Source organism: Shewanella sp. WXL01 (genome assembly GCF_012263345.1).
Classification (GTDB): Bacteria; Pseudomonadota; Gammaproteobacteria; order Enterobacterales; family Shewanellaceae; genus Shewanella; species Shewanella maritima.
Map to the genome: position 1 here is coordinate 116,473 of NZ_JAAIKQ010000001.1, position 17,008 is coordinate 133,480.

The window sequence follows — 17,008 nt, forward strand, 5'->3', positions numbered from 1 at the left end:
GAGCACCCATGAGCCAAACTAGCCAGATCCAACAGCTAAACCAAAAATTGACCGAGTTCTACGACAAAATGGCGTCGTGGGAGCAGTCTGTGGTGAAAGAAACGGGTTACAGTTTGGCGCAAATTCACACTATTGAAGTGCTTGGTTGTCATGGCGCACTGCGGATGAAAGAGCTAGCTGAAAAGCTGGCGATAACCACAGGCACACTCACGGTGCAGGTAGATAAACTCGTTAGCGCAGGGTTGATTGAACGCTGCGCTCATCCAGAAGATCGCCGCGCAATTGTGGTGAAACTAACCGCAGAGGGCGAGGTTATTCACCGTCAACATAATCAGCTGCATCTGGATTTAGTGACCGATTTAACCAGCGACCTTAGCAACGACGAAGCCAAGGTACTGCTCAGTTGCTTGGGTAAGATGAATAGCGCGTTTTAGCGCTGCTATTCCTTGTGTTTGGGTAGTAGCCCGCGCCTAGCGTTTTCCTGTCATTGTCCATTTAGTCTCATTGTAGAAACACTCTCTTGCAATAACGCAGCTTGGACCTGTGGATTTGCTGATGATTTTGTCCGCAGTTTTTGCCACACTGTAGCCACTCAAAATGTACAACAATAAAGCAGTCGAGAAGATTGCTATTGATAACAACAAGGATGCCCCATGAAAGCCGTCTCACTAGTGTGTGCCAGTCTCGCTTTGGCGTTTTCTAGTTTCAGCCACGGTGCTGCAATCGACAAAGCCAATATCCAACGCCTAGGTCCAGTTAATTTTTCTACGTCACAGCCATTATCAGCTGGTGCTCATGCTGATAGTTTGCGCAGCAATTTGGTTAGCTCGCTAAGCTCAAGCGCTAAAGGAATTGAGCTTTTTGGTCAAGATTTTGATTGGGCTAATGCCAGCAAAGCTGCAGCATCTGATGCGGGTTGGTTAGCTTACCGACTGCAGTTAAGCACAGAGCGTTATACCCAAGGTACGTTAACCATTGCCGGGCTTGAGAAGCCACAGGTTTATGTTAACGGTCAGCTAGTTAAGGCTGACGACAAAGTCGATTTAGACTTGCGCACCGGTGATTATCAGGTGCTAGTGCTGGCTGATGGACGTGTTGCAGACACTGAGTTTAGCCTAGATTGGCAAGGTAAGTCTGACGTTGATAGCCCAAGCTTTAACACTACAGACTCACACCGCGTATCGTACGAGCAATTATTCGACTCGAAAGTGGTCAGCAGCTTAAGCTTGTCGCCAAATGGTAAATACCTACTGCAAACCACCACTGAATACTTACCTGGCGGTGACGGCAAGGCGACTAAAGTCACTGAGTTAATGCAGGTTTCAGGTAAAGAAGTTTTGTATCGCTGGCAAGGTACGCTGCCTGCTAGTACGGCATGGTCAGATAACAGTAAGCAGCTCGCTTTTGTCGCTGATGGCAAAGTGCAACTGCTAAACATTAAAGATATCAGCATTAAGACGCTTGCTAGCGAGCTTGAAGGCGTGTCAGGCCTAAACTGGTATGGCGACGATTTACTCTTTAGCTGGCAAAAGCCATTTAAAGCCGATGACAAGGCAACCAATAAGCGCTTTAAAGCGTTAGAAGATCGCTGGACCTACTGGCGTAACAATAGCCAAATCTACCTATTAGATGTCGACTCAGGTTTTATGCGCCAGCTTACTCAAGGTGAGCTAAGCAGCAATCTGGTTGATAGTGATGCTAAGCGTGGCAAGCTGTTGCTGACTCGCTATCCGGTTGATTATAAGCAACCTGCACACACGCTATCACAGTTGTTTGAGCTAGATGTAGCAAGCCTTGAAGAAACCAAGATTGGTGAATATCGCACCTTAAATGATGCCATGTATACCGAAGATGGTATGTACATGATGGCTGGCCCAGACTTTATGAATGGCCTGGGCGTGCAAGATAAGTCAGTTGTGGTGAACAACTATGACGGTCAATTGTACTGGCGTAGTAACTCTGGTGAAGTTAAAGCGTTAAGTAAAGATTTTGACCCAGCTATTGGCGGCGCGCAAAAGCTTAGTAATGACGACCTAGTTGTACGTGTAACTGAGGGCGATCGCGCTCAGCTATATGTGTTTGATATCAGCCGAGGCAGCTTTAAAAAGCTAAAAACCGGCCTTGATATGGTTAATCGCTTTAGCGTGGCAGCCGATCAGTCTAAGCCTGTACTGGCGTTCGCCGGTAATTCGGCAACGGTGCCGCAGCAAGCTTACTTTATGAAGTCAGGCAAAAAGACCAAACTGTTTGACAGTGTTAAGTCTGAGTATGCCAACACTCGCCTAGGTGAGATTAAAGACTTTGATGTGACCAACAAAGACGGCGTTAACATCGATGGTCGCGTATACCTGCCAGTTGATTTCGATGCTAACAAAAAGTACCCAGCGCTAGTTTATTACTATGGCGGTACTTCACCGGTAAGTCGTAACTTTACAGGTCGTTGGCCATTCAACCTATGGGCGGCGCAAGGATATGTGGTGTACGTGCTACAGCCAACAGGCGCGACAGGTTATGGGCAAAAGTTCAGTGGTCGCCATGTTAACGCATGGGGTGAGTACACGGCTGACGACATTATTGAAAGCACGCAGAAATTCCTTGATGCTCACAGCTTTGTCGACCCTAAACGTGTCGGTAATATGGGCGCATCTTACGGCGGCTTTATGACCATGTATTTAGCGACTAAAACAGATATCTTTGCTGCGTCTATGTCGCATGCGGGGATCAGTAATTTGTCGTCGTACTGGGGTCATGGCTGGTGGGGTTATGCTTATTCTGGCGTAGCAACCAAAGGTAGTTTCCCTTGGAATAATCGCGACATGTATGTCGAGCATAGCCCGCTATATCATGCCGACAAGATCACCACTCCTATGCTGTTATTACACGGCAATGCCGACACCAACGTACCTGTAGGCGAGAGCCACTATATGTACACCGCGCTTAAGTTGTTAGATAAGCCAGTTGAGTTGATTGAGTTTAATGGTCAAGACCACCATATTAATGGCCGCGAAGCACGCTTTGATTGGTGGGATGCCACACTTGCATGGTTCGATTTACACCTAAAAGATCAACCACAATGGTGGAATAAGCTGTATCCAGATAGTGATATTGAAGACGCGGTGAAATAACTAAAGTTTCAGTTGGTAAAATTGACACTAAACAATCTCAAAGCCCTGCTAAAACTAGCGGGGCTTTTTTGATGAATGGTTACTGGGTGACACTTAATACCTGCTGCAACTCATTTACTTCTGCTTGCTGCTCTTTCGCGATCAAGTCCATTAGGTGTTTCATTTGTTGCTCTTGAGCGGGCGTAGGATCATTGCTGCCCAATGTTTGATACAGCTTTTCAAGGGCCATTTCATTAGCTGACAAGTCGCTGTAGCGCATTTGATCTTCTAACATACTTAATTTGGCCTGGTACTGGTCGAGTGTATTTCTGGTGTGGGCCAGTTGCGTAACCTCTTCATCGGCGTCACCAAGTGGTGCACTGCGTTGAAGTTGCGTTAATCGTTGCTCCATTTCGTCAATTTTATCTAGCAGGTGCTGTTTTTGTTGCTCATGCTGAACTCTAGAGTCACTGTCATCGCACTCAGCAATGGTTGCATCAGATAGCCCTGTGACCTTTTTCATTTCTTGTTGCATGCAGGCGTTCATTTGATGCTCGTCGATACCATACTGGCTGAGGCAAGTTTTCATGGTGTGTTGAAATGCACTAATGAGTTGTTGCTCACTCAAGCCAGTGCACGCTGCAGTAGTTTTGATACTGTTAGACCTTTTCAGTTGCGATATATTGAGCTCAATGAGCATGTCGAGCTGCTCGTCTGTGAGTGGTGTAAATGGCTCTGCGTAGCTTAATCCTATGGGTGATAGGGTGAGCGCAATGGCAATGCTGAGTTGAGAGATTAAGCGTTTCATCGTTATTCCTTTAATCTAACTAGCGAACTTCATGTTCATAACTGTGTGCTTTAATGTAAGCGACATATATGCTGAGCCTTTCTCTGCGCTTTGCAGCAAGGCTTGAGCATTAGTATTGAGTGATTACAGCTTAGTTGATTATTGAACGAGTGCTAACTTGCAAGAAGAGTTTAGACGGTAATTTCATACCTTAGTTACAAAAGCTCCAGTTACAACAGCTCCAGTTACAATAGCTTTGAGGAGAGAGCCTAATCAAAGTTCATCACTTGATCTTCGGCGGCGCGGATCATTAAATCGAGTTTGCCTGATAAATGCAGCTGTTTAATTTTGTCATCAAACATAGGCACTAGACTGGCGTAGCGTTTGTTGAGGTAAATATACAGGTTGTGATTGGCAAGGTTAGGCTGCATCGGCTGAATATCAGTGATCAGGTTTTTGTTGAGAAACTGCATGCCGTCAACATAGCTGGTTATGGCAAAGTCGATGCGCTTCATTCTGAGCAATTCGATAAGTTGCTGCGTCGACATTACCTGCATGACTTGTTTGCTTTCTTCCATGTATCGCATGGTGTGCTTTACCCCACGCACTATGCCAACGTTGGCTTGCTCGAGTTTGTACAGTAGATCTCGAGCTTCATCATTGTTTGCCAACGCAAATGCGGTTGTTTTGAGGGCGTAGTAAGGTGTTGGAACCCGTACCACTTGATCGTTGTTTTCGCCATACGAATAAATCCGCATTATCTCCCCTGCAGCAAGCCCCGCTGACACAGCTCGTTCAGCGCGATTTGCAGGTAGCAGTTCTATATCGACTTTGAGTCCCATCTCTTGGCAGAGCTGTTTAAAGACAATATAACCAATTTCTTGCTCCGACAGGTCTTCAATGCCTTTGAAGTGCAAGGTGTTGGCAAATAGCGCTGGACTAAAGAGATAACATGCACCACATAACAAGGTGAGAAAGTGTTTGTACGAGATTTTCATTCGCTTATGTGTGAAAGTCATTAGCTGGTGAGCAAGAGTAAAGCTAGTGGCGTCCTTAGCCTTCATTGGGTTAGTGCCTTAACGAGATTCGATAGTAGGGTAAAGTTCTAAACTTAAAGCTAGTTGGCGTTGCTCAATGCGTCAACAGGTTAAGTAAAATAGCGTGGAGAGTGAGGGAGTTATTGCATAGCCAATACTTGTGCTTCGGCGTCGCGGATCATTTTGGCAAGCTGGCCAGTGCGCTTGAGTTGCTTGATTTTATCATCAAATAGCGGCACTAAATCGGCATGCTGGTGGTTGAGGTAGATATACAGATTATGACTAGCGACATCAGATTTTAACGGCACAATACCATGGATGCTATTGTGCTTAAGAAACTGCAGGCCATCAAGATAACTGGTCAACGCCAGGTCTACACGCTTATAGCGCACTAACTTCATCATCTGCTCGGTTGAACTTACCTGAATAACACTTTTGGCAGAATGAACATAGTGCGATGTGTGTTTGCCGCCGTGTACAACACCAATATTAGCCTGGTTAATGTTGTTGACTAAACGCTGGGCATGCGGATTATCTTTTAATGCAAAAGCAGTCGTTTTGAGTGAGTAGTACGGGGTGGGCACGCGAATAACATTGCTATTGTCGACACCATAAGCATAGATGCGCATGATTTCACCGGCCGCATCGCCAAGGTTGACCTCACGCTCCGCGCGTTTGGCTGGAATAAGCTCTACTTCTACAGGTAGTTCAAGTTGCTGGCTGATTTGCTTAAATACAATTTTCCCCACTTGCTGCTCTGAGAGATCGGTTATCCCATTAAATTGTAAGCTTTCAGTCTTTGATACAGCTGAATATTCAGCCTGTGCTTGAGCTGTGAGATTGGAAAGTAACAGTGCAACCAGGGTGAATCGACAGGCTCGATAGAAATTAACTCGGCATTGTGGCATTGCATGACCTCTGTTGCTTTTGGCCGAGTGGCATGACACTAGACTCAAGCTTTATGCGGGTATTGAGTCCTTCCTGCTTTAGTTTACTGTCCTAGCTTTTGGTGGCGTATTTTTACTCAGCTAGCAGTGGAAATAAACGCTCATCTATACATGTGTTTGTAATCTGTGACATGGCTCACCCAAATTGGTGGGTTACCTATGTGCTCTTGCACTGCATCGATAAAGGTTTTGACGATGGGCGTTGGGTTACGATGCGGGTAAATTGCGTAGATGCCAGTGCCCATAGTCGACAACTTGTGATGAGTAAGTAAGGGCACTAAACCGCTTTGGCTAATTGGCTTGTCTAGGTTGAATAAATCCACCACGCAGTAGCCAATGCCGTTTTGTACCGCTTGCATCATAGAGCGTACATCATTGACCTTGTAGCAAGCCTGCATCTTATAGTCTTGTAGCTCGTCAGACTCAGGTGTTGGGCTAATACAGAAAGTATTGAGTAGGGCGTGAGCATTGCTATACACCACTGCAGGTAATTTAACTAGCTCATCTGGCGTTTTCGGTTCACCGTGGCGTTCAATGAAGCTGTTAGATGCAAAAATAGCAAAGTGAGTGTTAGCAATCTTGCGAGCAATAAGGTTAGATTCAGACAACTTACCCATGCGAAAAGTCACATCAAAGTGGTCGCTAATAATGTCAGTTGGTTTGTCATCCAGTGCCAGTGTGACCTGCACATTGGGGTATGCCTGCATAAACTTGGTCACCACAGGTTGAATATATTCCTGACCGAAAAATATCCCAGCACTGATACGGATTTTTCCCTGCAGTTGCGACTGATAGCCGTCGGCAATGTTTTGGATCTGGGTAAGGTTCTCCACCAGTAACCTTGTTTGCTCAAGAATTTCTTCGCCGGCTGAAGTGAGCGAAAACGAGCGGGTCGAGCGGTTGAGTAATTGTACGCCTAGGTCTGCTTCGAGCTTTTTGATTTGCTTAGATAGTTGCGAGTTGTCCATGTCATGTAATGCAGCAGCTTTAGAAAACGAACCTTGCTGAACGACATCAAGAAAGAGGGCTAGCTGTTTAGTGCGAGTGGACATACTCATTGTGGGTATCCAAATTAAGTGAAGCGAAAGCGCGCCTATTCAGTTTATGTAGTTCTTTGGCAGATAACAATTTTGTCGCCAATCTCAGGGTGACATGCAGGGCTGTAGGCACGTATTGCTATTTTTCTAATACTCTTTTTATTTAACCCATTCATCTAATATCACTAATATACGAATTACACTGGTAAATGAGAATCATATTTATTTACCATGTAAATTTTGCTATTTTAGCTTGGTTGAGGTAGCCCAATCTAAGCCTCACAGAAGGCTTTTCGCTGAAATTATAGAGTTAAGGTAGTCACATGGGTTCGAAGAGTGCGCTTAAAAAGCTCAAGAAGCTCCACAAAAAGTCACAGAAGCTACAAAAGAAATCGCAGAAGCTGACCAATAAGTCACTCAAGCAACTGAATGCGCTGACAGCAAACCCGGGCGCTATTGCTGCAATGGACCCTGAATTGCGTGAGCAAGTCGGGCAATTGTCTGAGCAGGTTATTGGCTCTATGGTATCTGAGCTTATCCAACCGCTTAATCCTGTGATGTCTTGGCTAAATGATGGCGCGGTTTCAATGCCTATCAGCCGCCGCAGCGTGACCCCAACACCTAACCTCGCTGCCAATTCAAGCATAGCCGCAGCGAATACCGCTACTCACTCTGCAAGCTCAGCTAATGCTGCAGGGCGCATTGCCATTGCGCAAGTGCCACTTAAATCTCCACCTTGTAAAAAGTGCCCAGCCAGAATGGGCGGCAACTGTAAGTGCGCGATGAAGAAGTTTAATCTCTGATCACTTATTTATCCCAATTGGTATAAAACAGTTCCAGATACAAAAACGCCTAGATAAGTGACGTACTTATCTAGGCGTTTTTGTATGAATTTGGGTGTCTAACTTACTAGTTTGACGCTATACGCTCATGATCACTCGGCTAATTGAAGGGCCAACTAGACGTGAAAGGGCGATACCTGTAATGCCTTTAACTAGGGTTTTAGTACCAGCAACAACCGCGCTTTCAACAAAAGATGATTTTCCTTCTTCTTGCAACCATTGATGGCTTTGCAAAATCTCTAGCAGGTCATCACAGCTAATTTCTTGATCATCAAAGGTGATAGCCACAGAGCCTGCGTATTTTTGGTGCTTAATGTGTTGCACAGCATCGACTTCTTCAAGCTGTTCAATCAGTTTGGCAACTTCCAAAGGATTTTTACGAATAAAATCAGATCTAACCCGTAAACGTTTGTCCGTTTTATGGATATAGCAATTCATTCGATACCTCCAGCGTAAGCTATATTAGTAACTAGCAATTAATTGATAATCATTTTCATTATCAGCAATGTTAACACCCGACTGTATCAGGGTAAAGGTTCAGTTGAGAATGATTGTTAGTTATTGCCGCTTACGTCGCGTTTTTATTAGAAAACTTACTTGATGACATTGTAAATTTTTTAACTTCATCAATATGAAGCTTAGAAACGTGATCTCAAACAAGTCTGTTTAAAAGGTCAGCTTTTATAATGTATGAATGGAAAAATATCTCGAAAAAGTCATGAAGATGCGCCGCTGGGTGGTGATAGGTCATCACATTCCAGGTCGTGTGCGTTTGAAATATAAATTAGGTATTGTTGCGCAGCTGATGCAGTTTAACCTGCAAAACGTTGACGATGTCATCGCACAAATTCCGGCATTTCGCAGCTATAAGCTTAACAAGGCAACGGGCTGTATCGTGATTGAATATGACGCGAATACCTTACCGCTTGAGCTTGTTGATGACCTATTTGGTGAGTCAGACCAAGCAGCCGAGCGTGCTTATTTTGCCATCGCCCAATACTTATCTGGTGAAGGAATCCAGTTATGAGCCATGAACACCAGCAATATGGCTATCAGCCACAATTTGCTCAGCCAGACCCACAGCAAAATCAGCAAGGACAAGCTAATGCCGCAGACCCTGAACAGATAGCAGCTTGGGCGCAACAATTAGCTGAGCTATATCAGCAAATGCCTGCTGGTTTTATGCCTCCTCCAGGGATGCATCCACAGCAAGCTAGTGGATACCCGCCACACGGGCACTATGCTCCTCAAGGGCATTATCCACCGCAAGGGCACTATCCGCATCATGGGTATCATCACGGTCACATGCACCCTAACGGTTACCCACCACACATGGTGCCTCCTGGGTTTTATGGTCGGTACCAGCATGGTCAACCTCATTACGCACAACCTCAGGTTCCACCTCAAGGTGAGCCAACCCAAGCTGACAATAGTGAGCAAAACGATGCCTTTATCGAACAAGCCCAAGCCATGCTTGAAGGCGTGTTAGGTGAAGAAGCAGGAATGTTTAAAGAACTTTTAGGAAATTTTGGTATGAACGATAAAGAATTCTGGAAAGGCGCCATGGTTGGCGCAGCAGCGGCGCTATTACTAAGCAATGAAAAAGTACGTGGCACGCTAATGAATGCTGTTTCTGGTGCTGGTGACCTACTAAAATCAGGTGGCGGCAAGGTAAAAGATAGCGCAACTCAAACCGCGAGCAGCGTCAAAGAGAACGTATCGAACAGCTCTGAAATCTTTAAAGACACCTATAACGCGGGCCGTCAGGGTTTCCAAGAGTCTGTTGAGCGTCATTACAAACAACCTGATCAGGTTGAAGAAGTAGAGCAACCTGCTGCTGAAGAAGTAGTTGCTATAAGTGAGTCTGAGCAAGAAGTTAAGCCAGCATGAGTAATGCCTACAACCAATTAAGCCCTGCCAGCCGCGCTATGTTAGTTGGCGCTATGGTTGGTGGCGGCGCAACGGTGGCAACGCAGTGGAAGTCATACAAGCAAGGCGACGTGCAAGCGGAGCAGCTGGTTAGCCAGGCTACTAAGGCTGCGCTGCAGGCTGCAGCAATTGGCGGTGTGACGACTTATGTCGCAGGCAAAATGGCAGGTCGCCCTGCATTGTCTCTACTGACCATACTGGCCGCTGGCGCAGCAGGCTTATATCTTGTCGATCAATTTTCAGGTTCTAATTCCCATGAATAAATATCCTCCTTATGGTGCTCCTTACTATGGTTCGCAAAGCTATGGTCCTCAAGGCTCTGGCCAACCATACCCGCAAGCAGGGCAACCACAAATGCCGCAAGGTCAGGTAGACCCTGCGCAGCAAGGTGCAGAACAGCCTTACAAGCAGCAAAACAGTAAAACCCACTTTATGATGGGCTTAGCTGCAGGTGCTGCTGTGGCTTACTTGCTGAGCAATAAGAAGTTGCAGCAAAGCGTAAGCTCAACAGGCGAAAAGGCCTGGTCTGCAGTTCGCGGTGAAGTCGAAGAGCTAAAAGAGCGTTTAGAAGACACGCAAGCAGAGCTAGATTACTACCGTAACCTACACAAAGGTGAATAATGACGCCGCTTAGAATAAAGCATCATATTCCAGGGCGAATTCGCTTTAAGCTTGAACGCAGCGCCGAGCTTGCTGATACCAGCGACTGGTTCAAACAAAGCTTAATTGGTATTCAAGGCATTAAAGATGTGCGCGTGAATGAAGACGCCTACTCCATCGTTATTGAATATGACGAAGCCTTGCTCGACAAAGCTACCGTTGAAGCGCGTTTAGCTCAACTAGATATCGCAGATGCCGAGCTAAGTGAAACTGAACATCAGTTTACTCGTGGTGATATTGCCATGAATGCTATTGGCACGCTTGCTGCGGCTATGTTGCCGGGTAAGTGGGGCGCAATTTCGACTGCCACCTTGATTGCACCAACTTTATTAGAGGGTGTGTCAGAGCTGCGCGACAAAAAGGTATCGGTTGAAGTGCTTGATGCCATTGCTGTAGGGCTGTCGGCATATCGTGGTGATTATAAAACCGCGATGATGACCCAAACTCTGATCAGCTTAGGCGAGTATATGGAGCAAGAAACTTGTCGCAAGAGTGACAAGTTACTGGCTGACTTAATGACGCCAACTGAAGCGGTTGTATGGCAGGTGCTGGCAAACGGTGAGCGTAAGCAAGTTAACTCAACTGAGCTAAATGTTGGTGATATTGTTGAGCTAGTACCGGGCGATGCTGTGCCAATTGACGGCACTGTAATTGACGGTGCAGCGTTAATTAATCAAGCAGCTTTAACTGGCGAAAGTGTGCCTGTGCGCCGTGAGCAAGATGCGGTTGTTTACTCTGGCTCAAGCGTGTTTGAAGGCACGATTCAAGTACGTGTTGATAAAGTTGGCAGTGAGTCTACTACAGCTAAAATCGCCCAGCTTATTTATGATTCTCTAAGCGAGAAGAGTGAGATCCAGCAAGTCACTCAAGATATGGCCAATCGCCGGGTGAAGATCACCCTTGGTATGGGCGCAGCTGTGTTTGCGCTTACCCAGGACATTAACCGTGTTGCTTCGGTATTCTTGGTTGACTATTCCTGCGCGCTTAAACTCAGTACGCCAGTGACCTTTAAGTCGATTATGTACCGCGCCGCACAGCAGGGGATTTTGCTTAAAGGTGGTAGCGCCATCGAGAAGCTTGCCGAAGTTGATGTGTGCGTATTTGATAAAACCGGCACCTTAACTTATGGCGATATGGAAGTGACCGATGTGGTGCCGTTTAACTGTAATGGTGACAATTGCGCGCGTGATTTACTTGCTATTGCCGCATCGGTAGAAGAGCACAGTAACCATCCGTTATCGCAAGCGGTAGTTAATGCGGCTAAGCATCATCAATTGCCACATATCGACCACGGCGAAGTGGAGTATGTGATTGCCCACGGCCTTAAAAGCACCCTTAATGGACACTGTTTAGTGATGGGTTCGCGTCACTTCTTAGAGTCCCATGAAGGCGTGGATTTTAGCGGCTATGAAGCGCAAATTCGCGAGTACGAAGCGAAAGGCCGCCATCTGGTGTATGTGTCTCATCAGCAAGAACTGATGGGAATGATAGGTCTGCGTGATCATCTGCGTGATGATGTTGAGCGAACCTTAGCTGATCTGCGTGAGCTTGGCATTAAGCATCTAGTGATGATCTCAGGCGATAGTGTCTACAAGGCAAACAAGCTCGGTGATGAGCTTAAACTCGATAAGGTATTTGCTGAGGCAACGCCTGAGTCTAAGTCTGACATTATTGAATCACTGCAAGCCCAGGGACATAAAGTGATGTTTGTAGGTGATGGTGTTAACGATGCGCCAGCATTAACCAAAGCCAACGTAGGCGTGGCAATGTGTGAAGGCACAGAGCTTGCTCGTCAGGCGGCCGATGTAGTCTTGTTGCAAGACAGGCTTTATGGCGTGGCTGAGACTTATCAGCTATCAAAAATCGCTATGAAGATGATCAATACCAACATCAAGATTGCTGAGTATGTTAACTCAGGCATTATGTTAGCTGCGGCGATGGGCTGGTTAAATCCAACCATGAGTGCACTGCTACACAATGGCACAACACTGGGGATTTTGGCGCGTTCAGTGGCGATTAAAAACGGCTAAATTAGCAATCGTATATCGAATAAAAAAGCCAGCGACTTAATTGAGCGCTGGCTTTTTTGTATTTTCCGTAAGCCTTATTTCGACTGCTATCAATCAGCGGCAGTCAACAAGTGCGTATAAGTTTTACACTATCTAATCTCATTATTAGACCGGTTGGTTTAGAGGTGTTCAAGTATAGACTAACTTATACACATAAATTAGCCTAACCTAAACAACCTTAATATGAACTTGTCGGTTGGTAACTAATTAGAACTTATAAGTGACTGTTGCACCGATATTTCTTGGGTCTACGATTGCGGCATAACCTACAGGGTAGCGACCGCTTGCCGGCTCTATTGAGGTAATGCCTTTTTCGTCGAACAGGTTATTTATATAGCCACTGACGCGCCAATTGTCGTTTTGGTAGTCGATGTTTAAACGACTTATCACATAGTCACCGGCAACTCGTTCTTCGGTATTATTAATATCACCGTAATAGTCACTGACATAGTTTGCTGAAATGCCAGCGGTGAACTCGTCACTAAACCAGTATTTTAAGCCAAGGTTAGCGGTAAATTCGGGCGCTGAGTTAAGCTTGTTGCCAATAATGTCGCCGTAATCTGCATCAGCTTTTTTAATTTCAGTGCGCAGTAAACCTAAGCCTGAAACCAGCTGTAAATCGTCGGTCAACATGGCATTAAATTCACCTTCTACGCCATAGGTAACAGCTTGTTCAACATTGGTAATACGGCGCAAACTATTAGATGCCTGATAGCCGTCGTAGTCGTTGTAGAACAGGTTGAAGTTCAGGTTCATATCGCCACTGTTAAAGCTACTGCGTGAGGTGAGCTCATAGGTATAAACCGACTCTTTGTCGTAGTAATAATATTCCTGGGCGAAGAAGTCTAATGCGCCGCCACCTGAATTAAAGCCGCGGCGAATACTTGCGCCAAATGTGGTGGTGTCTGAATACAAGTATTGCAGTACCACTTTCGGCAAGAAGATCGATTCACTGTTATCGAGTTTTTCAATAATTGGCAGGTAAGTAAAGTTACGGGTTTGCTCCTCACGCATGAAGCGTCCACCTGCTGTTAAACGCCAATCTTCAACAAACTCATAGGTCACTTCACCGTATATTGAGCTTGAAGTTGTACTGTCATCACCAAAGTATACCGAGCTGCCTTGGCTGTCGAAATCTTGCGAGCGCTTAAAGTAAGCAAGGCCAACGAAACCATTAAAACTTGGGTCATTCAAACCAAAGGTATATTTACCATCTACCGTCCAGCTTGAGTCTTCCATAATCACTTGTTGCTCGGCTGCTGGTGTGGTCTCGTACGAGTCAAAACCCCACTCATAGTCCATGTAAGACACCAGTAAATCGAGGGCTTTACCATCACCTAAGTCATAGTCAAAGTTAAGCGAGTGGGTATTAGATTTGGTGGTGATGTAACGATTGAAAATACGTTCATATTTCCATGGGTCATCACCAGAGAAGTAGTTGCGACCTGAATTACCTTTCTCATCATTGAGTGAAAAGCTGTACTTAGCACTAAAGCCATCAAGCGCACTTGGTTGCCACAGTAGCTTACCGCGCCAGCGATTAGTTTTGATCTCGCTCTGGTCAAATTTGCTTGGATTATCTGGGTATTCAACATGGTTGATATAGCTATCGCCGGTGACGTTTTGCCCAGTAATACGAAATGCTAACTCGTCATCCAAAATTGGCCCTGACAGCATGACAGCCGAGTCAATGAATTGGTCCTGATTGCGATAGCCTAAACGGGCAGCGCCTTGCCAATCAAAAGTTGGGTCTTCAGTTTTAATAAATACCGTGCCACCAATACTGTTACGGCCATTAATGGTTGACTGCGGTCCGCGGTAAACCTCGATTTGTTGAATATCCCATATACCGGTATCGCCACCTAGGTCGGCAACAAATGGCTCAGCTACACCATCAACGAGTGTGGTAACACGTGCGCGTGCACCACCTGAAAATGAGTTAAACCCGGTGGCGCTGCCATTACCGCTGACACCACGAATATCAGGCACAGCACCTGAAAGCACCACAATATTGGCTACTTCAGATAGTACGCTCGAAATAGACTGGTACTGACCACTATCTAGGGTGTCTTTGTCGATAACAGAAATCGAAGAGGTGGAGTCTTTAAGGCTACGTTCAATTTTTTCGCCATACACCTTAATCACTTCAATTGATTCTGTTTTTTCAGCATCTAATCCCGCGTTGGCTGATGCGAAAACTGGTGTGGCGAGTAGGGCACTGGCAAGTAGATGCAGTTTAAAAGAGGGAGATTTCATAATAGCGTAAATCCTTTCGCTTGTTTTAAACACTTGTTTATTGGGGGATCAGGATCAATTTACTCGAAAGTGTGAGCTAACGCAATTGCGAATCATTATCATTTATTTTATCATCGTCACAGTTTTGTAACTTCATTAACTTTTTTGACCCTTGAGGTAGTTATGTTTCAAATCTCGGCGGTATTACTCACGCTAATTGGAGTGATATTGATCTATGTGACCACTCGGCATCAGCGTTTGTTGAGCGCACCCCACCCACGCATTTTTGCTGCGCTAGGCTGCTGTATATTAATGCTTGCTTTACTAAGCTGGATGCAGCTGCTTACAACCATCGCAGCTATTTTTACCTGGGTGTTCACCGTCATCACCTTGATGATGTGCGTCCCATTTTCAACCTTGCTTAAGCCTAAGGAGGGACGCTAGTGGCTCGTTTACTACCTCAAGATAAAATTCAGCCCCATTGGTGGCGTAAAAGCCTGATTAGTTTCTTTCTGGGGCTGCTGCTCAGTTATGGCATTGTCGCCCTGTTTGCCTGGTTTGGACCTGGTGGATTAGAGATGGATATGAAGGTGCAATTTAATATGTGGATGCTCAGTGTTATCTGGTTGCCGCTATTCTATTAGCATTTGGCTTTTTGTTTAAAACGGCAAAAACAGCGCTGCTGTGGTTATTAATAGCTAACGCCGTGGTGTATTTAATATTTGTGAGTTTGTGGTGGTTACAATGAAAATTCGCCCTGATGTACTAAGAACTTATCAATCGGTGCACACCTGGACAGGTATCACCACATCACTGTTGTTATTTATTGCGTTTTTCGCGGGCGCCTTGACCATGTTCAAGCCGCAAATCGATCAGTGGGCAAGACCTGCAAGCTTGATTGCCCAACCAGTGAGTAACGAGCGCATTGATACCTTAATTGAACAAGCCGTCACTACCCATGAGAAGGCAAGTCAGGGGTTTATTGTTAACTTTGTTGAAGGCGGTGCTGCGCTATCCTGGTTTGAGCAAGGCGGTGGTCGTGAGTTAGTTAGGCTCAACGATGAGCTGACCTATGCCACATTAGATGATGCAGATAAGCTGCAAATTTCAGGTGCACAGACCAATGAGTTGGGCGACCTGATTGATCAGCTGCATCGCACTGCGGGTATTATTGGCAAAGTCGGTCATGAAGATTTGGGCGTGCTAGTGCTTGGTATTGCGGCGGCGTTGTATTTCATCGCGCTGATCTCAGGCGTGATTGTTTTGCTGCCAACCTTAGTTAAGTATCTATTTGCTTTGAGACAAAACAAAGGTGCTAACCGTTTTTGGTTAGACAGCCATAATCTAGTTGGTGTGGTGAGTTTGCCGTTTCATCTGTTGATTGCCTGGACTGCTGTGGTGTTTGCCTTTCACGACCCGTTTTACGGTGGTCTAGGTGTGGTCTATGGCGACAAACCTCTGTTTGAGCGTGGTGGTAAGGGCACGCAAACCTATGATATTGCTGAGTTGCCTAGTATGGCGGCTTATAAACAATACCTGCAGCAAATGGCGCCAGACTATAAACTAGAAAAGTTAGAGTTTTCTCAGCTTCACACGCCAAACCCAACTGTCGCGGCATACTTAGCAGCTGACGATCGCCCACTTCGTGGCGGCTATCACGACATCATATATTTTCACCCTTTTACTCAGGCGGTCGGTTTTTCAACGGTCAATTTACCCGAGCATGGGGTATATGGTCCTGTGGTGAAAAGCTTTTTTGCGCTGCACTTTGGTAACTATGCTGGTGACTATGGCCGTTGGATGTACTTTGCCATGGGCTTGCTAGGGGCATTCTTATTTTACAGTGGAAACTTACTTTGGCTTGAAAAGCGCCGCGAGAAAAAAGGTGAGCAGCGAAAATCAGTGAAAGTGATGGCTGCGCTTACCATTGGCGTTTGCTTAGGTGCCATGCTGGGAATTGGCAGCGCGATGGTAGCTTCTAAGTGGTTGTACTTACTTAATTTGCCGCTGAACCATGCGTACTTATGGGTTTATTATTCAGTGTTCTTTGCTGCTATTGGCTATAGCTTTTATCGCGGCGCAGCTCGCTCGGCAATTCACTTACTTTATGCCTTGTTTGCTGTATGTGTGGCCATACCGGTTACTTCATTGTTAGCACTAGTGGTACCGGGTATGCCTACTTGGACAGTCGCCCAAAGTGGCTTAATGGTTGAGTTTATGGCGGTGTTGTTTGCCCTAGTCTTTATGGTTACAGCCAATAAAGCCAAGTACCGCGCTTATTATGGTGAACGCAACTCTATTTGGGCACTGCCACGTAAAAATGAACTTGAGTCTAACGACTTTCAGCAAGTAACCGCATAA

Annotated in this window: 17 protein-coding genes; 11 read left to right on the plus strand and 6 right to left on the minus strand. The window is 45.7% G+C overall.

Annotated features, from left to right (window positions below):
• Window positions 1-8: 8 nt before the first annotated feature.
• Entirely contained in the window at window positions 9-434 is a 426-nt protein-coding gene (locus G3R49_RS00505) for a MarR family winged helix-turn-helix transcriptional regulator (RefSeq protein WP_167868296.1), read from the plus strand.
• 219 nt (window positions 435-653) lie between these two features.
• On the plus strand, window positions 654-3,125 hold the full coding sequence (locus G3R49_RS00510) for a S9 family peptidase (RefSeq protein WP_167868297.1): 2,472 nt from the start codon (window positions 654-656) through the stop codon (window positions 3,123-3,125).
• A 79-nt stretch (window positions 3,126-3,204) separates the two neighbouring features.
• On the opposite strand, the gene G3R49_RS00515 is transcribed toward G3R49_RS00510, so the two are convergent.
• From G3R49_RS00515 to G3R49_RS00530, 4 genes are all read right to left on the minus strand, one after another.
• On the minus strand, window positions 3,205-3,912 hold the full coding sequence (locus tag G3R49_RS00515; protein WP_167868298.1) for a hypothetical protein: 708 nt from the start codon (window positions 3,910-3,912) through the stop codon (window positions 3,205-3,207).
• A 248-nt stretch (window positions 3,913-4,160) separates the two neighbouring features.
• Window positions 4,161-4,955, minus strand: coding sequence for an ABC transporter substrate-binding protein (locus G3R49_RS00520; protein WP_167868299.1), 795 nt, complete (start codon window positions 4,953-4,955; stop codon window positions 4,161-4,163).
• A 113-nt stretch (window positions 4,956-5,068) separates the two neighbouring features.
• Window positions 5,069-5,836 carry a transporter substrate-binding domain-containing protein gene (locus tag G3R49_RS00525; RefSeq protein WP_167868300.1) on the minus strand — a complete coding sequence of 256 codons (768 nt, stop codon included), beginning with the start codon at window positions 5,834-5,836 and terminating at the stop codon, window positions 5,069-5,071.
• A 140-nt stretch (window positions 5,837-5,976) separates the two neighbouring features.
• The gene (locus tag G3R49_RS00530; RefSeq protein ID WP_167868301.1) at window positions 5,977-6,933 is read right to left on the minus strand and encodes a LysR family transcriptional regulator; all 957 of its coding nucleotides are present in this window, start codon (window positions 6,931-6,933) and stop codon (window positions 5,977-5,979) included.
• Window positions 6,934-7,235: 302 nt separating this feature from the next.
• Between G3R49_RS00530 and G3R49_RS00535 the strand changes: the two genes are divergently transcribed.
• Window positions 7,236-7,715 carry a hypothetical protein gene (locus tag G3R49_RS00535; RefSeq protein WP_130599279.1) on the plus strand — a complete coding sequence of 160 codons (480 nt, stop codon included), beginning with the start codon at window positions 7,236-7,238 and terminating at the stop codon, window positions 7,713-7,715.
• Window positions 7,716-7,832: 117 nt separating this feature from the next.
• Here the strand turns inward: G3R49_RS00535 and G3R49_RS00540 are convergent, their stop codons facing one another.
• A complete protein-coding gene (locus G3R49_RS00540; protein WP_130599277.1) occupies window positions 7,833-8,192 on the minus strand; it encodes an HMA2 domain-containing protein in 360 nt (119 codons plus the stop codon).
• A gap of 256 nt (window positions 8,193-8,448) precedes the next feature.
• Between G3R49_RS00540 and G3R49_RS00545 the strand changes: the two genes are divergently transcribed.
• The 5 genes from G3R49_RS00545 to G3R49_RS00565 are packed head-to-tail and all read left to right on the plus strand — an operon-like array spanning window position 8,449 to window position 12,373.
• Complete coding sequence (locus G3R49_RS00545) at window positions 8,449-8,781, plus strand: cation transporter (RefSeq protein ID WP_167868302.1); 333 nt, start codon at window positions 8,449-8,451, stop codon at window positions 8,779-8,781.
• A complete protein-coding gene (locus tag G3R49_RS19975; protein WP_210147071.1) occupies window positions 8,778-9,644 on the plus strand; it encodes a YtxH domain-containing protein in 867 nt (288 codons plus the stop codon). Before G3R49_RS00545 ends, G3R49_RS19975 begins: the two co-directional genes overlap by 4 nt.
• The gene (locus G3R49_RS00555) at window positions 9,641-9,946 is read left to right on the plus strand and encodes a hypothetical protein (protein ID WP_167868303.1); all 306 of its coding nucleotides are present in this window, start codon (window positions 9,641-9,643) and stop codon (window positions 9,944-9,946) included. Before G3R49_RS19975 ends, G3R49_RS00555 begins: the two co-directional genes overlap by 4 nt.
• Window positions 9,939-10,304: a YtxH domain-containing protein gene (locus G3R49_RS00560; protein ID WP_210147072.1), complete on the plus strand. Its 366-nt coding sequence runs from the start codon at window positions 9,939-9,941 to the stop codon at window positions 10,302-10,304. Before G3R49_RS00555 ends, G3R49_RS00560 begins: the two co-directional genes overlap by 8 nt.
• Window positions 10,304-12,373 carry a heavy metal translocating P-type ATPase gene (locus G3R49_RS00565; RefSeq protein WP_167868304.1) on the plus strand — a complete coding sequence of 690 codons (2,070 nt, stop codon included), beginning with the start codon at window positions 10,304-10,306 and terminating at the stop codon, window positions 12,371-12,373. The genes G3R49_RS00560 and G3R49_RS00565 overlap by 1 nt, the downstream gene beginning before the upstream one ends.
• A gap of 246 nt (window positions 12,374-12,619) precedes the next feature.
• Here G3R49_RS00565 and G3R49_RS00570 read toward each other — a convergent pair whose 3' ends face one another.
• Window positions 12,620-14,668, minus strand: a complete 2,049-nt coding sequence (locus tag G3R49_RS00570) for a TonB-dependent receptor (RefSeq protein ID WP_167868305.1) — start codon at window positions 14,666-14,668, stop codon at window positions 12,620-12,622.
• A gap of 162 nt (window positions 14,669-14,830) precedes the next feature.
• Between G3R49_RS00570 and G3R49_RS00575 the strand changes: the two genes are divergently transcribed.
• The 3 genes from G3R49_RS00575 to G3R49_RS00585 all read left to right on the plus strand — a co-directional run bounded on the left by G3R49_RS00575 (window position 14,831) and on the right by G3R49_RS00585 (window position 17,008).
• Window positions 14,831-15,091 (plus strand): hypothetical protein, encoded by a 261-nt coding sequence (locus G3R49_RS00575; RefSeq protein WP_167868306.1) that lies wholly within the window; start codon window positions 14,831-14,833, stop codon window positions 15,089-15,091.
• Window positions 15,091-15,291 carry a hypothetical protein gene (locus G3R49_RS20270; protein WP_348633892.1) on the plus strand — a complete coding sequence of 67 codons (201 nt, stop codon included), beginning with the start codon at window positions 15,091-15,093 and terminating at the stop codon, window positions 15,289-15,291. The genes G3R49_RS00575 and G3R49_RS20270 overlap by 1 nt, the downstream gene beginning before the upstream one ends.
• Before the next feature lie 100 nt (window positions 15,292-15,391).
• Complete coding sequence (locus tag G3R49_RS00585; RefSeq protein ID WP_167868307.1) at window positions 15,392-17,008, plus strand: PepSY domain-containing protein; 1,617 nt, start codon at window positions 15,392-15,394, stop codon at window positions 17,006-17,008.

What these genes read in the sequence shown, in the direction of transcription:
- G3R49_RS00575 (WP_167868306.1), top strand. Translation starts at nt 14,831, where the DNA reads ATGTTTCAAATCTCGGCGGTATTACTCACGCTAATTGGAGTGATATTG.
- G3R49_RS00540 (WP_130599277.1), bottom strand. Translation starts at nt 8,192, where the DNA reads ATGAATTGCTATATCCATAAAACGGACAAACGTTTACGGGTTAGATCT.
- G3R49_RS19975 (WP_210147071.1), top strand. Translation starts at nt 8,778, where the DNA reads ATGAGCCATGAACACCAGCAATATGGCTATCAGCCACAATTTGCTCAG.
- G3R49_RS00510 (WP_167868297.1), top strand. Translation starts at nt 654, where the DNA reads ATGAAAGCCGTCTCACTAGTGTGTGCCAGTCTCGCTTTGGCGTTTTCT.
- G3R49_RS00565 (WP_167868304.1), top strand. Translation starts at nt 10,304, where the DNA reads ATGACGCCGCTTAGAATAAAGCATCATATTCCAGGGCGAATTCGCTTT.
- G3R49_RS00525 (WP_167868300.1), bottom strand. Translation starts at nt 5,836, where the DNA reads ATGCCACAATGCCGAGTTAATTTCTATCGAGCCTGTCGATTCACCCTG.
- G3R49_RS00545 (WP_167868302.1), top strand. Translation starts at nt 8,449, where the DNA reads ATGGAAAAATATCTCGAAAAAGTCATGAAGATGCGCCGCTGGGTGGTG.
- G3R49_RS00555 (WP_167868303.1), top strand. Translation starts at nt 9,641, where the DNA reads ATGAGTAATGCCTACAACCAATTAAGCCCTGCCAGCCGCGCTATGTTA.
- G3R49_RS00505 (WP_167868296.1), top strand. Translation starts at nt 9, where the DNA reads ATGAGCCAAACTAGCCAGATCCAACAGCTAAACCAAAAATTGACCGAG.
- G3R49_RS00515 (WP_167868298.1), bottom strand. Translation starts at nt 3,912, where the DNA reads ATGAAACGCTTAATCTCTCAACTCAGCATTGCCATTGCGCTCACCCTA.
- G3R49_RS00520 (WP_167868299.1), bottom strand. Translation starts at nt 4,955, where the DNA reads ATGAAGGCTAAGGACGCCACTAGCTTTACTCTTGCTCACCAGCTAATG.
- G3R49_RS00535 (WP_130599279.1), top strand. Translation starts at nt 7,236, where the DNA reads ATGGGTTCGAAGAGTGCGCTTAAAAAGCTCAAGAAGCTCCACAAAAAG.
- G3R49_RS00560 (WP_210147072.1), top strand. Translation starts at nt 9,939, where the DNA reads ATGAATAAATATCCTCCTTATGGTGCTCCTTACTATGGTTCGCAAAGC.
- G3R49_RS00570 (WP_167868305.1), bottom strand. Translation starts at nt 14,668, where the DNA reads ATGAAATCTCCCTCTTTTAAACTGCATCTACTTGCCAGTGCCCTACTC.
- G3R49_RS00530 (WP_167868301.1), bottom strand. Translation starts at nt 6,933, where the DNA reads ATGAGTATGTCCACTCGCACTAAACAGCTAGCCCTCTTTCTTGATGTC.
- G3R49_RS00585 (WP_167868307.1), top strand. Translation starts at nt 15,392, where the DNA reads ATGAAAATTCGCCCTGATGTACTAAGAACTTATCAATCGGTGCACACC.